A 13,471-nucleotide genomic window follows, 5' to 3' on the forward strand; every position below is an offset into this window, starting at 1 on the left:
GCCTAGGTGCCGAGCGGATCCGTCGGGCCGACCGCCGGGAACGGCACCCGCGCCGCCGCCGCGAAGGCCGCGCCCGGGACGGCACCGTCGGCGACGAGGACGGACCAGGCCCACTCCACCGTGGCCGCAGGAGCGAGCGCGACCTCCTCGTGGAAGAACGGCGCCGCACAGAGCATCGGCGTACCGGTGGTCCGCACGAACCAGGGCACCGGTCCGCCGTGGCCACCCCGCCCGGGGACCATGAGCACCGACGCTGTCGCCGAACGGACGCCGAGCCACGGGCCAGAGCGCCCCATGGCCTCCGCCTCGTCCAGCTCGACGGCGGTGGGCGGGGGCGGCCGTACTCCCCCGGCGTCCCGGTGCGGGTCACCCGCGGGGCTCGGATCCGGGGCGCCGAGGACGGTCGCTCCGTCGAAGGTCTGCGCCAGCCGCAGGAAGAACCCGCCGTAGCCGGCATCGGGCCGTCCCGACGTGGTCGGACTCCCGAACGCCAGGCCGCCCCCGCCGGTGTTGGTCCAGCGGCTGCTGACCGTGGTGCGGAACCAGTCGACGCCGCGGGCCCGGACGGCATCCACGAACCAGATCCTCTCCTCGGCGAGGACCTCGGCGCCGTCCGCCGCCCGCCAGACCAGCTGCTGCCGCACGCGGTCTTCAGTGGCGTCGGAGGAACGGCTGTCGGCGGAACGACCGTCGGTGGAGCGGACCTGCTGGACACCGTTGTTCGGCAGCTGGACGTAGCCCTCGCCGCGCAGGAAGGTGGGCCCTCCCCAGAGGTTGACGGGGTGGGCCTGCCCGGCCACCGTCACGGTCGAGAGGGCGATTCCCAGGCCGTGGTGCCAGGGATGGTCGGACGGCCGGTCGCCGGAGACCGTCACGCCGCCCGGTGTGAGGAGCGGGTGGACGAAGGGGCGTGGTGAGTGGTCGGTGGGCTCGTCGGTGCCGTCGTGCAGGAGCCCGGCCGGGCGCCCGCCGACCGAGAGGGGAACGGAGGCACTCACGCCGTCGTCCCGCCGGCCCCGTCCGCGCGGCGCCTTCCATCGGTGACGGGGGCGGCCAGCGGCCCCCGCAGCGCCGGGTCGGCGAGGTCCGCGCGGGTCAGCCAGCGACCCTCGCGCGCCGAGGCGTAGATACCCGTGACGATCTCGAGCGCCCGGCTCGGGTGGGACACGATCGGGGGCATACCGTTACCGGAGCCCAGTGACGCGTAGATGTCGGCGAGGAGCGCGTCGTGCCCGCTGGGGATCTCGAGTTCGGGCAGGACCCACGCCGAGGACGTCTCCTCGTCGACATGGGCGGCCGGGGTGATGGTCCAGTCCGCGTGCGCGTGCCCGTACAGATGCTCCAGCTCGATGGTGGCGTGCTCGGTGTCGATCCTGATGAGGCTCGACTGCCGGGGCCCCAGGACGGTGGTGACCACGGATGCCACGGCCCCGGAGGCGAAGACGAGCGATGCGTGCGACAGATCCTCGGTCTCGATGTCGTGCTGCTGCCGCCAGAGCGTCGCGTGCACCGACTCCCACTCGCCGAGGAGGTACGCGAGGAGGTCGATCTGGTGGCTGCCGTGGCTGAGGGTGGTGCCACCGCCCTCCGTGGCCCAGGTGCCCCGCCATGGCACGGCGAAGTACTCGGGCGCGCGGTACCAGTGCGTCTGGCAGAGCGCGGACAGCGGCCTGCCGAGGACACCGGAGTCGAGCAGTTCCTTGACCCTGGCAGCCGCCGACCCGGACCGCTGCTGGAACACGACGGCGAGTCCGCGCCGGGCGGCGCGGGCGGCGTCGAGCATGGTGTCGAGCTGCTCGAGGCTCAGGGCCGCGGGCTTCTCGACGACGACATGGGCACCCGCGCGGACGGCGGCGGCGGTCTGCTCGGCATGACCGCCGGGCGGCGTGCAGATGTGCAGGACGTCGACGCCGCCCGCGGCGAGGAGCTCCCCGAGGGAGGAGAACCGGGAGGGCACGCCGTAGGCGTCGGCGAAGGCCGTCAGGTGCTGCTCGGAAGGGTCCGCGGCTGCGACGAGGTCCACCCCGTCGAGGCCCGCGAGCGCGGCTGCGTGAAGATGCGCCACGCCGCCCGTTCCCAGGATGGCGGCCCGGAGCGTCGGGGCCGAGCCACCGGCACTGCCGGATCCGGGGGAGTCGGCGAACGGTGCCGGTGCTCCGATCGGGACGGGCTGAGGCATGGATCCTCCCTGGTCGGTCGGCAGTACGGTTCTCGGAACAGTAGCAGAGAAAGCGCTTACCGGCCCCGGAAAGCAGGCCTGACGCCGTGCAAGAATGGCCCTTTGACGCGGAAGACCCACCAGGGCGCGGCCGGACGGCCGGCGCCCGGACCCCAGGAGTACGAGCGATGTCGGCACCGGCCAGCAAGAGTCCTGCGACGCTGCACGACGTCGCCCGCGAGGCAGGTGTCTCCCTCGCTACGGCGTCCCGGTCGCTGAACGGCAGTGCGCGCAAGGTGAACGAGTCCTACCGGCTCCGCGTGGTGGAGGCCGCGCAACGGCTCGGCTACACCACCAACCTGTTCGCCCAGGCGGTGGCCAAGGGCAGCACCACCACCGTGGCGCTCCTCGTGGCGGACATCGCCGATCCCTACTTCTCGAGCATCGCCGCCGGGGTGATCGACGCCGCGAGCGAGGAGAACCTCGTGGTGACCATCGCCGTGACCGGCCGCAACTCGCAGCGCGAACTGGACACCGTCCGGGCCCTCCGCGGCCAGCGCCCCCGGGTCATGATCCTCGCGGGGTCCCGCACCACGGGATCGCCCTTCGAGGAGCACCTGCGCGCCGAGCTGTCCTCCTTCGAGGACACGGGCGGCAAGGTCGCCTTCATCAGCCAGGACGCGGCGCCGTTCGCAACGGTGCTGCTCGACAACCGCGGAGGCGCGCGGGACCTCGCCGTCGCCCTCGCCGGCCTCGGCTACCGGGACGTCGCCGTGATCGCCGGGCCCGCTGAGATCAGGACCGCGCAGGAGCGGCTCGCCGGCTTCACGGCCGGGCTCGCGGAGCACGGGGTCCAGCTGCCGGCCGAGCGCATCATCCACGCCGACTTCACGCGGGACGGCGGCTATCGCGGCACGCAGGAACTCCTGGCCACCGGTGCCACCGTTGACCTCATCTTCGCGGTGAACGACGTCATGGCCGTGGGCGTCGTCTCGGCGCTGCGCGACGCGGGCCTGGTGCCCGGGCAGGACATCGGTGTGGCCGGCTACGACGACATCCCGACCGTCCGTGACATCACGCCCGCGCTCACCACGGTGCGGATCCCTCTCGAGGACGTGGGACGCCGCGCCCTCCGGCTCGCCACGGGCACCGCCCGCGACGGCGCTGCGACCGGCGGTCCGGCGGGGCCCGGCGCGATCCCCACGGAGACCATCATCCGGGAGAGCACTCCGCCGCGGTAGTGCGCCCCCTTTCCCCGGCCGGATGCCGTCAGAAGGGCAGGACGGAACCCGGGGTCGCCTCCTGCGCCGCCAGCTTCGCGACGTCCTCCACCGGGAGTTCCGCCAGCTCAGCGACGACGGCGATGTCCTCACCGTGGACGAGCGCCTCTGCCACGGCCTCCTGCAGGACCAGCTCGGCACGGTCGAGCTCGAACTCGACGTCCTCCTTGTCCGCCGCGGCCACGCGGATCTTCTGCAAATCGTCATTCGTCATGGCGCGGAGCACCTCACACTCGATGGATGGACGGCACGACGCCGACACGTCCATTCCATCGGTGAGGGACCGTGGGCACGGCGACCGTGGCGTCGTCGCGACAATCCTAACCAGACGCCGGCGGTTATCGGGGAGTAATTTCCCAGCGGCTGCGGGTGCCGGCACCTGCACGGCTAGGATGGGGTCAGCTGATCGCCGGAAACGCGCGATCGTGGTCTAGCAGAAGGCCCGCAGCGCCAGGATCAAGCCTGGCATGACGTTCGAGGCTACTGATGGATCCTTTTCCCCTCTCCAGTGAGCTGGGTGCCACCCTGGGCCGCATCCGCGGCCTGACGCTGACGCAGGAGACCGCGCAGCACGCCGTGGACCTCCTCGCGCAGGTCGCGCAGGAGACCACGCCGAACGCGGTCGGCGCCGGCGTCTCCCTCATCCACGACGCGGAGCGCACCAGCGTCGGTGCCACCGACGCCCTCGTGCGCACGGCCGACGACCTCCAGTACAGCCTGGGTGAGGGCCCGTGCCTGACGGCCTGGTCCACCCGGTCGCCCGTCACCGTCGAGGACACCGCCTCGGACAGCCGCTTCCCGGCGTGGAACGTCGCCGCGGACGCCGCCGGCATCAGGGCCTGCTTCAGCGTTCCGCTGATGCGGGGACGCGATGCGATCGGCGCCATGAAGGTCTACTCCACCACCCCGGCGGCCTTCGACGAGTCCGACCGCACCCGGCTCCGCAGTCTGTCCGTGGCGGCCTCGGCGCTGCTCGGACATGTGCAGACCACCGATACCTCCACGCGCATCAGCAGGGAGCTCCGGGAGTCCCTGCGATCGCGCGACCTCGTGGGCATCGCGAAGGGGATCATCATGCAGCGTGAGGGCCTGACGGAGGCGGAGGCGCTCGCCTCCCTGACGGCCCGCGCCCGCAGCACCGGCATTCCGTTCCGCCGGCTCACCGCGGAGATCGTGAACGGCCACGGTACCTCCGAGGGCAGTGACGCGTAGTGGCCGGATTTCCCTACGCAGAGGAGCAGCGCGCATCGATCAACGCCGCGATCGTCGAGGCCGGCTTCTCGACCGGTGAGGTGTGGCTGCACTACTTCTCGCTCAGCGGCGAGGTCGAGGAGTACGAGGTCGAGGCGTACCTGGCCGGTCTCATCCCCCTGCCGCCGCTCGAGTGCGATCTGCTCGCACTCGCCGTGAACGAAATGGTCGACGACCTGCCGCCGAGGCGGAGGGCGCGCTTCTGCGACGACCTGGTCCGGGCCCACACCGGTTCCGAGGACGACGCCGAGCAGTAGCGCCGTCCCGCCCCGGGCTGGACGACGCTGATCGGAACCACCGGTCCCGGCGAGCGGCACCCGGCCGACGGCGGGACACCGGACGGCCCTGCCAGGGTGTCGGACCAGCGGCGTACCCTCGTGGCATGGCCGAACGACCGGGGTGGCACGGCATCCCACCGAGCGCTGACCGCTACATCCCTCCCCTGCAGCTGGACACGCCGGGCGGGCCCGTCACCGAGCCGCCGACGTCGCCGGCGCTGTGGGTGGACCTCGACTATCCGGACGGGTCGAGGCGGACCATGAAGGGCTTCGCGATGGCATGGACCGGATCCGCCGTCCTGGCGCAGTGGATCGAGTTCTCGCGGGCGCGGGAGGCGTGGGTCGAGGCCGCGCGCTGCCGGCGACGGGACCTGGCCACGCGGACCGCCCACCCCGCCTGACGGCCCCCTCCCACTGCCGGCTTCCACCCACTCGTACAGTGGTGCCATGGACCGGACGACGACGAGCACGGGACCGCCGTCGAGCCCGCCCGGCCTGCCGGCCGCACCGCCGCACACGATCCGATGCGGAGCACAGCCGACGGAACGACGCCGTGGCTAAGGCGGCCGGATGGCACGGGCTGCCGCCCACCACACACCAGTTCCTCCCGCCGGTGCAGCTCGAGACGCCCGCCGAGGGCATCACGGAGTCCGTCCCACCCGCGCCCGCCCTCTGGGTGGACCTCGAGTACCCCAACGGGTCGCGGCAGACCGTCCGCGGGTTCGCCATGGCGTGGACGCAGACCGCCGTGCTGGCCCAGTGGATCGAGTTCTCGATAGCCCGCGAGGCCTGGGTACGTCCGGATCAGTGCACCCGGCGTGAGATCCCGCGCCGGCCCGACCCGGGGATCTGACGCGCTCTCCGCCTCCGGGTACTGCTGCCCCGGCTGTTGCGCCACACCGCCGGAATCAGGCTTATTGCTGCTCCCACGATCTTGACCTACACTCGCGGTAAGCGTTTTCCAAAGGCGCTGGGACCAGCAGCCGCGCCGCAATCCAAGGAGCATCAATGTCAACGAGGACAATCGGGATCATCATGAACGGCGTCTCCGGGCGCATGGGGTACCGGCAGCACCTGGTGCGCTCCATCCTCGCCATCCGCGAGCAGGGCGGGGTGCTGCTCTCGGACGGTACCCGCGTCCAGGTCGAGCCCATCCTCGTCGGCCGGAGCGAGGCCAAGCTGGCGGAACTCGCCGCGAAGCACGGGATCGAGCACTGGTCCACCGACCTCGACAGCGTGCTCGCGGACCCGACGTGGCAGGTCTATGCCGACTTCCTCGTGACCAAGGCGCGTTCGGCCGCCATCCGCAAGGCGATCGCCGCGGGCAAGGCCATCTACACCGAGAAGCCCACCGCGGAGACGGCGGCGGACGCCCTCGACCTCGCCAACCTCGCCGAGGCCGCCGGCATCAAGAACGGCGTGGTGCACGACAAGCTCTACCTGCCGGGCATGCAGAAGCTGAAGCGCCTCATCGACTCCGGTTTTTTCGGGCGGATCCTCTCGGTCCGCGGCGAGTTCGGCTACTGGGTCTTCGAGGGTGGGTGGCAGGATGCCCAGCGTCCCAGCTGGAACTACCGGGCCGAGGACGGCGGCGGGATCGTCGTCGACATGTTCCCGCACTGGAGCTACGTCCTGGAGAACCTGTTCGGCAGGGTGGAGTCCGTGTACGCCCGTGCCGTCACCCACATCGACGAGCGCGTGGACGAACAGGGCCGGCCCTACCGTGCCACCGCCGATGACGCCGCGTACGCCGTGTTCGAGCTCGAGGGCGGCATCGTGGCCCAGCTGAACTCGAGCTGGACGGTGCGTGTGAACCGCGACGAACTGGTGCAGTTCCAGGTGGACGGCACCCACGGTTCCGCCGTCGTGGGGCTGTTCGGCTGCAAGATCCAGCCCCGCAACGCCACACCGAAGCCCGTGTGGAACCCCGATCTGGAGGACACCCACGACTACGACGCGGACTGGATCGACGTCCCCACCAACGAGGTGTTCGAGAACGGCTTCAAGACGCAGTGGGAGGACTTCCTCCGCCACGTCCTCGAGGACGGCCCCCACCCGTACGACTTCCTCGCGGGCGCCCGCGGCATGTACCTCGCGGAGCAGGGACTGGAGAGCTCGCGCTCGGGCCGGCGCCTCGAACTCGAGGACGTCCGCACCACCGCGCTCCCCCTCGAGGATGCGGTCGCCTCCGCATGATCACGCTCGTCGACGCGGCGGGGCGCACCTCCGCCGTCGAACTCAACGCCGCGCCGTCGTTCGTCAGGCCGACGGCGCCCCTCGCGAGCCGCACCGTCTACGCTGCCGCCCACGTGGTGCCGCGGACGACGGCGGACAACGTCCCGGGCGCTCCCGCCGACCTCGACTGGGACGCCACCCTCGCCTTCCGCCACCACCTGTGGTCCTGGGGGCTGGGTGTGGCCGACGCGATGGACACCGCGCAGCGGAACATGGGGCTCGATGCCGCCGCGACCCGCGAGCTGATCACGCGCAGTGCCGCCGAGGCGCAGGCCGTGGGCGGTGGCCTCGTGGTCGGGGTGAACACGGATCACGTGGACGATGCCGTCATCACCCTCGATGGCGTCGTCGACGCCTACAAGCACCAGCTGCACCTGACCGAGGACGCCGGCGCGTCGGTGGTCCTGATGGCGAGCCGCCACCTGGCGAGGGCGGCGCGCTGCGCGGAGGACTACGAGCGCGTGTACGCCGAGGTCCTGGCCGCCGCCGGCGCCCCGGTGATCCTCCACTGGCTCGGCGCCGCGTTCGACCCGGAACTCGGCAGCTACTTCGGATCCCCCGACACCTACGCCGCATCCTCGACCCTCCTGAAGATCATCGCCAACGCCCCGGACAAGGTGGCGGGCGTGAAGATGAGCCTGCTGGACGCCGACTCGGAGCGTGCGGTCCGCGCCCAGCTGAACGCGCCGACGCGTATGTTCACGGGCGACGACTTCAACTACGTCTCGCTCATCGGCGGCGACTCCTCGGGGTACTCGGACGCCCTGCTCGGCGCCTTCGCGGCCCTCGGCCCGCACGCCTCCGCGGCGGTCCAGGCGCTCGACGCCGGCGATCACGACGCGTACCAGCGCATCCTCGGGCCGACCGAGGCGCTGTCCCGCCAGATCTTCAGCACGCCGACGTTCTACTACAAGACCGGCGTGGCGTTCCTCAGCTGGCTCAACGGGCACCAGCCCGGCGTGGGGATGGTGGGCGGACTGCACGCGGCCCGCAGCCTGCCGCACCTCTCCGATATCGTCCGGCTCGCGAACGACTGCGGTGGACTCGAGCAGCCGGAGCTCGCCCGTGAGCGCTGGCACGGGCTCCTGACGGTCAGCGGGGTCCCGGCATGACCCACGCGCCGGATCCTCGGCTGTCCATCAACCAGGCCACCATCAAGTACGCGCCGCTTGCCGAGGCCCTGCAGGTCACCGCCGCTGCGGGGATCGGCAGCATCGGACTGTGGCGGGACTCGGTGCAGGCCGCCTCCCTGCCCGAGGCCGTCCGGCTCCTCTCCGGCTCCGGGCTCCGCTTCTCGAGCCTCTGCCGCGGAGGGTTCTTCACCGTGCCCGAGGGACCTGCCCGACGCACCGCAATGGACGACAACCGGCGGGCCATCGAGGAGACCGCGCAGCTCGCCGCCGCGGGCGCCCCGGGGTCGGTTGCCGTCCTGGTCATGGTCGCCGGCGGCCTGCCGCAGGGATCGCGGGACATCGCCGGCGCCCGCTCCATGGTCGGGGACGCCCTCGCCGAGCTCGCGCCGGAAGCACGCGCCGCAGGGGTGAGGCTGGCCCTCGAGCCGCTCCACCCCATGTACGCCGCGGACAGGGCCGTCATCTCGACGCTGGGACAGGCACTCGATCTCGCCGCACCGTTCGATCCCGCCGTGGTGGGCGTCGTGGTCGACACCTTCCACGTGTGGTGGGATCCGGGCCTCACGGCGCAGATCGCCCGCGCAGGGCGCGAGGACCGGATCGCGAGCTACCAGGTGTGCGACTGGCGCACTCCCCTGGAGGCGGACGTGCTGCTCTCCCGCCACTACCCCGGGGACGGCATCATCGATTTCCCCGGGATCACCGCCGAGGTGGAGCGCGCGGGCTACGCGGGCGATGTCGAGGTGGAGATCTTCAACCAGGAGATCTGGGACACCGCTCCCGCCACCGCCGTCGAGCGGACGATCGACGGTTTCCAGCGGGCCGTCGCACCCGACCTCGCCCGACCTGCGGGCGCGCGCCGGTAGCATCGGCGTATGGAATCCACCGAGGTCGTGCGGCAGTACTGGCAGTCCGTCTGGAGCAGGGACTGGAAGGCCGTCGGACGGACCCTCGCCGAGGATGTCGAGGTCTTCTGGCCGGTCACGCGCGAGATCATCCGGGGACGCGCGAACATGGTCGCCGTGAACTCCGAGCACCCGAACGGCTGGAGCATCGACGTCCTCAACGTGTACGACGCCGGGGAGGCGGTGGTCTCGGAGGTGCAGGTCCCGCAGGAGGACGTGGGCGTCTTCCGGGTGATCTCCTTCTGGACCGTCGCCGACGACGTCATCACCTCCGGCCGCGAGTACTGGACGATGTACGGCGGCGAGGAAGGCCGCGACTGGCGCCGGAAGTACGCAGAGGTGGGCGATCTGCCCTGAGACGGCCCGCAGGGCAGGCCACGCAGCGATCGACGGTGACGGCGAAGGGGGATGGCGTGGGTGCCGGGACGGGTAGCGGAGCGGTCGAGGGAAGGGACTCCGGGGCGAAGGCCCGGGATCTGTACGAGGTGGTGATCGCGAGCTCCTCGCGCAGGCCCCTGAAGCCGGGTCTCCGGGGCTTCGCCGCGGTCCTGGCGGCCGCGGTCCTCGATGTGGTCGACGAATCATCGCAGGGCCACGTCGTGGTGCGGCACCGCGGGTCGCACGATGAACTGGTGCAGCTGCACACCAGCGAGCCGGGAGAGGACGAGCGCCTCGCCGCTCTGATCCGCGAGGATCTGCGCACCATGGACGCCGAGGAGTTCGTCGACGCGTGGGGACACCCGACCGCCTGACTCCCGAGCGGGGGTGGATCCTCCCGCACCTTCGCGGCTCCCTCCCCTGTTTCGGGGTGACACACTGGCGGGACACGTGCCCAACCCATAAGCTAAGCATGCTGATGATGTTTGTCGGCGACCGCACGCACAACGCCAGGGAGGCACAATGAGCACCAAGGTCGAAGAAACCGTCGTAGTGAATCTTCCAGTGACCACGGTCTACAACCAGTGGACGCAGTTCGAGGAATTCCCGCACTTCATGGGCGGCGTCAAGCAGATCACCCAGCTCGGCGACGACCGCATGGAATGGGTCGCGGAGATCGGCGGCATCCGCCGCCAGTGGGAAGCCAGGGTCGTCGAGCAGGTCCCCGATCGCAAGGTCTCCTGGGCCGCGACCGAGGGTGCCACCAACGCGGGCACCGTCTCCTTCGAGGACCTCGGCGGGACCACGCGGATCAACCTCGTCCTGGAGTACGAGCCCGAGGGGCTCGTGGAGAAGGTCGGCGACAAGCTGAACGTCGTCGAGAACCAGGCCAAGAAGGACCTGCAGAACTTCAAGGAGTTTATCGAGTCCGAGAGCTACGCCACCGGCGCGTGGCGCGGCACCGTCCCGGGCATCGGCGGAACGCCGACGGTCGAGGACGCGGACTCGTCGCGTGGCGACAGCGGCAAGGCCGGCGTGTCCGGCAAGGTCGCTGCCGGAGTGGGCGTCGCCGCGGCCGCCGCGGTTGCAGGAGTCGCAGCAGCAGCAGCCGGCAAGAAGGACGACGAGGACACCACGGTGGAGGTCACGCCCGTGGTCGACGCCGCACCGGTGGTTCCCGAGACCACCCCGGTCGTGCCCGAGACCACGCCGATCGTCGCGGACGACGACGTCGTGGATGTCGATCCCGTCCCCGCCGTCGACGGTATCCCCGGGACCGGGGTCCCGTCCGAGACCGGTGGGCTGCAGGACGGCACCATCCTCGACGGGAACGGCACCGACCGCAGGGGCACGCTGTAGCCGCCTGCCGGTAGAGACGCGGTACGGACCGCAACGCCGGAAGAGGACCGGACTCCCGAGGGAGTCCGGTCCTCTTCGCGTGCTCGACCTGTCCGGGAATTATGTTGCCAGCCACGTAGTTGGAGGGAGGTACCAGCCAACCGACCCGGGAGCAGACCATGAACGCCAACGACAGCACCACCAGCACCTCCGCCGTCACGATCGCCACGACCGCCACGACCGCCACGACGATGAGAGCACTCGTGCTGGACGGCTTCGGCGACGAGGACGCGTTCTCGCTGCGCGAGGTACCGATGCCGGTTGCAGGACCCGGCGAGGTACGCATCCGTGTGCACGCCATCGGGATCAATCCGCTCGAGACGAAGATCCGCAGGGGCTGGATGGCAGAGGTCATGCCCATCACGTTCCCCGCGGTCATCGGCAGTGAGCTCGCGGGCGTCGTCGACAGCGTGGGCGACGGCGTCGCGGGCTTCGAGGTCGGTGACCGGGTCGCCGGGTTCGCCGCTACCGGGTCCTACGCCGAGTACGCACTCAGCCGCGTGGACGCCGTCGCGCTCGTGCCTGCAAACCTGAGCCTCGAGGACGCGGTCACCATTCCGACCGGCGCGGAGACGACGCGCCGGGCCATCGCTCCGTTGCGGATCGCCGCCGGCGAGACCGTGGTGGTCAACGGTGCCGCGGGAGGAGTGGGCAGCATGGCGGTCCAGCTCCTTGTCGCCGACGGCGTGACGGTGATCGGGACGGCCGGTGAGGCGAACCACGAGTACCTGCGGTCCCTCGGAGCGGTTCCCGTGGCCTACGGCGATGGCGTCGTGGAGCGTATCCGCGCTGCTGCACCGCAGGGCGTCGACGCCGTGTTCGACGTCGCCGGCCAGGGCTTCATCCCCGCCGCCATCGAGCTCGTGGGCGGGCCCGACCGGATCATCACCATCTCCGACTTCACGGCCCCGGGTCTGGGCGTCGCGGTGGCGGCCGGGGACCCCACGCGACTGACGGCCGACGGCTTCGCCGACGCGCTCGACCTCGCCGCGCAGGGAGTCCTCTCGACGCCGATCGCCGCCACCTTCGCCTTCGCCGCACTCCCCGACGCCCATCGCCTCAGCGAGGGTGGACACCTGCGCGGCAAGATCGTGGTTCAGGGGCTCTGAAGGTCCCGTCCGGCGCTCGCCCGGTCGATCCCGACCAGGATCTTCCGGGCCAGCCGCTGGAAGTCGATCTGTTCCGCACCTGTCAGCTCAGCGGCGACAGCCGCCTGCAGCTCGGCCCAGGCTGCGGTAACCGGCCCGCGCAATGCGCGGCCGGCCTCGGTGAGATGGACGAGGGTGACCCGGCCGTCCCGGGGGGACCGCGACCGGGAGACGAGTCCCCCGGCCTCGAGCCGGCGGACGGACTTGGCGACGGTCGAGTGGTCCAGTCCCTGAGGCGTCCCGAGCGCCTTCTGGGACAGTCCGTCCTCCTCCCACAACTGCATGAGCAGGAGTTCCTGTCCGGGGAAGAGACCCAGGCCGCCCAGGAACGACGCCGCGAGAGCCCGCTGGCCATGGCCCATCGCCAGAATCGCCGCGCTGAGGGGATAGTCGTGGGCGACGGAGGGATGATCACGGGTGGACACGGTCTGCTCGCTTCCTGGGGGTGCAGCACACCACGTTACGTGCCTTCACCCCAAGGGACCGCCTGGCGCCCGGAATACCGCCGGGATACCGGGGTCCCCCACGGCAGGGTTCCTGTCGCGTGCGTGTCCGTCCCGCGCCCTCGTGGTCAACGGCCGCATCCTGGCCGGCAGACCCCTCGGCACCGCTGGTCAACCGGCGAGCAGCGCCCTGTACTGCGGGTTGCCCGCCAGGAAGGCCTGCACCTCGCCGCAGTAGGGCAGGGCGGACAGGCGCCGCCTGTGGGCGTCGAGCAGGACGTTGCGGATGAGGATCTGCTCCAGCCCGGCCCCCTCGAAGGCATCGGCGACGACCGTCCGGTGCAGCCGCAGGCACCCGGCCCGCATGGAGTAGGACACGTAGCCGGCGAGGATGCCGTCCTGGAACAGCTCGAAGCGGCGGTTGAGCGGATTGTCGCGGAAGGAGTCCCGACGGCGGGCCCCGGCCGCCCCCTCTCGCGCCTGCTCCTCGCGGCGTCCGAGCTCGTCGACGACCCGCTCGTAATCGTCGGAGGCACCGAAGGGCGGGGCGGCGGAATCGAGGAGCCTGTAGAGCTGGTTGCTCCAGCGGCGGAGCTGGCGTGTCGTCGCATCATCGAGCGACCACGGGAGGGTCGTCGGCTCGGGGTCGGCGTATACGGCCCCGAGGTCGCCCGTCGAGGCCATGCCCGGCCAGCCGTCGAAACCGGCGTCGTCGTCGTGCGGGGTCCGCGAGGACACCTCGAGGAGGTCGGCCGGGTCACCGGCGGCGATGGTCGAGGGGCGTGAAGAAGCTGGAGCAATGGTCATGGCGTCACCAGAGGTCAAAGGAGTGTCAGGCCGTCTTCTCGACCTGGATTCCAACCT

At 71.2% G+C, this 13,471-nt stretch carries 17 protein-coding genes; 12 read left to right on the forward strand and 5 right to left on the reverse strand.

The window, feature by feature from the left end; translation table 11 throughout:
• Positions 1 to 2 precede the first annotated feature (2 nt).
• The gene (locus FNH21_RS03140) at positions 3 to 998 is read right to left on the reverse strand and encodes a DUF6807 family protein (RefSeq protein WP_191931566.1); all 996 of its coding nucleotides are present in this window, start codon (positions 996 to 998) and stop codon (positions 3 to 5) included.
• Complete coding sequence (locus FNH21_RS03145; protein ID WP_152812239.1) at positions 995 to 2,179, reverse strand: Gfo/Idh/MocA family protein; 1,185 nt, start codon at positions 2,177 to 2,179, stop codon at positions 995 to 997. Before FNH21_RS03145 ends, FNH21_RS03140 begins: the two co-directional genes overlap by 4 nt.
• A 167-nt stretch (positions 2,180 to 2,346) precedes the next feature.
• Here FNH21_RS03145 and FNH21_RS03150 point away from each other — a divergent pair, with 167 nt between their 5' ends.
• Positions 2,347 to 3,399 carry a LacI family DNA-binding transcriptional regulator gene (locus FNH21_RS03150; protein ID WP_152812241.1) on the forward strand — a complete coding sequence of 351 codons (1,053 nt, stop codon included), beginning with the start codon at positions 2,347 to 2,349 and terminating at the stop codon, positions 3,397 to 3,399.
• A 28-nt stretch (positions 3,400 to 3,427) separates the two neighbouring features.
• Here FNH21_RS03150 and FNH21_RS03155 read toward each other — a convergent pair whose 3' ends face one another.
• Positions 3,428 to 3,652, reverse strand: coding sequence for a hypothetical protein (locus FNH21_RS03155; protein WP_152812243.1), 225 nt, complete (start codon positions 3,650 to 3,652; stop codon positions 3,428 to 3,430).
• Between the two features lie 272 nt (positions 3,653 to 3,924).
• On the opposite strand from FNH21_RS03155, the gene FNH21_RS03160 reads away from it, so the two are divergent.
• From FNH21_RS03160 to FNH21_RS03210, 11 genes are all read left to right on the forward strand, one after another.
• On the forward strand, positions 3,925 to 4,650 hold the full coding sequence (locus FNH21_RS03160; RefSeq protein ID WP_152812245.1) for a GAF and ANTAR domain-containing protein: 726 nt from the start codon (positions 3,925 to 3,927) through the stop codon (positions 4,648 to 4,650).
• On the forward strand, positions 4,650 to 4,946 hold the full coding sequence (locus FNH21_RS03165) for a hypothetical protein (protein WP_152812247.1): 297 nt from the start codon (positions 4,650 to 4,652) through the stop codon (positions 4,944 to 4,946). Before FNH21_RS03160 ends, FNH21_RS03165 begins: the two co-directional genes overlap by 1 nt.
• A 125-nt stretch (positions 4,947 to 5,071) precedes the next feature.
• The gene (locus FNH21_RS03170; RefSeq protein WP_152812249.1) at positions 5,072 to 5,368 is read left to right on the forward strand and encodes a hypothetical protein; all 297 of its coding nucleotides are present in this window, start codon (positions 5,072 to 5,074) and stop codon (positions 5,366 to 5,368) included.
• A gap of 152 nt (positions 5,369 to 5,520) precedes the next feature.
• On the forward strand, positions 5,521 to 5,820 hold the full coding sequence (locus tag FNH21_RS03175; RefSeq protein WP_152812251.1) for a hypothetical protein: 300 nt from the start codon (positions 5,521 to 5,523) through the stop codon (positions 5,818 to 5,820).
• A 155-nt stretch (positions 5,821 to 5,975) separates the two neighbouring features.
• Complete coding sequence (locus FNH21_RS03180) at positions 5,976 to 7,163, forward strand: Gfo/Idh/MocA family protein (RefSeq protein ID WP_152812253.1); 1,188 nt, start codon at positions 5,976 to 5,978, stop codon at positions 7,161 to 7,163.
• The gene (locus FNH21_RS03185) at positions 7,160 to 8,314 is read left to right on the forward strand and encodes a DUF993 family protein (RefSeq protein WP_152812255.1); all 1,155 of its coding nucleotides are present in this window, start codon (positions 7,160 to 7,162) and stop codon (positions 8,312 to 8,314) included. Before FNH21_RS03180 ends, FNH21_RS03185 begins: the two co-directional genes overlap by 4 nt.
• Positions 8,311 to 9,201, forward strand: coding sequence for a sugar phosphate isomerase/epimerase family protein (locus tag FNH21_RS03190; RefSeq protein WP_152812257.1), 891 nt, complete (start codon positions 8,311 to 8,313; stop codon positions 9,199 to 9,201). Before FNH21_RS03185 ends, FNH21_RS03190 begins: the two co-directional genes overlap by 4 nt.
• Positions 9,202 to 9,210: 9 nt before the next feature.
• Positions 9,211 to 9,597, forward strand: a complete 387-nt coding sequence (locus tag FNH21_RS03195) for a nuclear transport factor 2 family protein (RefSeq protein ID WP_152812259.1) — start codon at positions 9,211 to 9,213, stop codon at positions 9,595 to 9,597.
• Positions 9,598 to 9,653: 56 nt separating this feature from the next.
• Positions 9,654 to 9,992: a hypothetical protein gene (locus tag FNH21_RS03200; protein ID WP_152812260.1), complete on the forward strand. Its 339-nt coding sequence runs from the start codon at positions 9,654 to 9,656 to the stop codon at positions 9,990 to 9,992.
• Positions 9,993 to 10,140: 148 nt separating this feature from the next.
• Entirely contained in the window at positions 10,141 to 10,977 is an 837-nt protein-coding gene (locus tag FNH21_RS03205) for an SRPBCC family protein (RefSeq protein ID WP_152812262.1), read from the forward strand.
• A gap of 158 nt (positions 10,978 to 11,135) precedes the next feature.
• Positions 11,136 to 12,125: an NADP-dependent oxidoreductase gene (locus FNH21_RS03210; protein ID WP_206687020.1), complete on the forward strand. Its 990-nt coding sequence runs from the start codon at positions 11,136 to 11,138 to the stop codon at positions 12,123 to 12,125.
• On the opposite strand, the gene FNH21_RS03215 is transcribed toward FNH21_RS03210, so the two are convergent.
• Both FNH21_RS03215 and FNH21_RS03220 read right to left on the reverse strand, forming a co-directional pair.
• On the reverse strand, positions 12,113 to 12,589 hold the full coding sequence (locus FNH21_RS03215; RefSeq protein WP_206687021.1) for a MarR family transcriptional regulator: 477 nt from the start codon (positions 12,587 to 12,589) through the stop codon (positions 12,113 to 12,115). The two genes, FNH21_RS03210 and FNH21_RS03215, sit on opposite strands and share 13 nt — an antisense overlap.
• Positions 12,590 to 12,778: 189 nt before the next feature.
• Positions 12,779 to 13,414 carry a GNAT family N-acetyltransferase gene (locus FNH21_RS03220; protein WP_152812264.1) on the reverse strand — a complete coding sequence of 212 codons (636 nt, stop codon included), beginning with the start codon at positions 13,412 to 13,414 and terminating at the stop codon, positions 12,779 to 12,781.
• Between the last annotated feature and the right edge of the window lie 57 nt (positions 13,415 to 13,471).

The organism is Arthrobacter bussei, assembly GCF_009377195.2.
Classification (GTDB): Bacteria; Actinomycetota; Actinomycetes; order Actinomycetales; family Micrococcaceae; genus Arthrobacter_D; species Arthrobacter_D bussei.

Excerpts from the sequence above, each read along its gene's own strand:
- FNH21_RS03145 (WP_152812239.1), bottom strand. The coding sequence starts at position 2,179 with ATGCCTCAGCCCGTCCCGATCGGAGCACCGGCACCGTTCGCCGACTCC.
- FNH21_RS03150 (WP_152812241.1), top strand. The coding sequence starts at position 2,347 with ATGTCGGCACCGGCCAGCAAGAGTCCTGCGACGCTGCACGACGTCGCC.
- FNH21_RS03155 (WP_152812243.1), bottom strand. The coding sequence starts at position 3,652 with ATGACGAATGACGATTTGCAGAAGATCCGCGTGGCCGCGGCGGACAAG.
- FNH21_RS03160 (WP_152812245.1), top strand. The coding sequence starts at position 3,925 with ATGGATCCTTTTCCCCTCTCCAGTGAGCTGGGTGCCACCCTGGGCCGC.
- FNH21_RS03170 (WP_152812249.1), top strand. The coding sequence starts at position 5,072 with ATGGCCGAACGACCGGGGTGGCACGGCATCCCACCGAGCGCTGACCGC.
- FNH21_RS03180 (WP_152812253.1), top strand. The coding sequence starts at position 5,976 with ATGTCAACGAGGACAATCGGGATCATCATGAACGGCGTCTCCGGGCGC.
- FNH21_RS03185 (WP_152812255.1), top strand. The coding sequence starts at position 7,160 with ATGATCACGCTCGTCGACGCGGCGGGGCGCACCTCCGCCGTCGAACTC.
- FNH21_RS03190 (WP_152812257.1), top strand. The coding sequence starts at position 8,311 with ATGACCCACGCGCCGGATCCTCGGCTGTCCATCAACCAGGCCACCATC.
- FNH21_RS03195 (WP_152812259.1), top strand. The coding sequence starts at position 9,211 with ATGGAATCCACCGAGGTCGTGCGGCAGTACTGGCAGTCCGTCTGGAGC.
- FNH21_RS03205 (WP_152812262.1), top strand. The coding sequence starts at position 10,141 with ATGAGCACCAAGGTCGAAGAAACCGTCGTAGTGAATCTTCCAGTGACC.
- FNH21_RS03210 (WP_206687020.1), top strand. The coding sequence starts at position 11,136 with ATGAACGCCAACGACAGCACCACCAGCACCTCCGCCGTCACGATCGCC.
- FNH21_RS03220 (WP_152812264.1), bottom strand. The coding sequence starts at position 13,414 with ATGACCATTGCTCCAGCTTCTTCACGCCCCTCGACCATCGCCGCCGGT.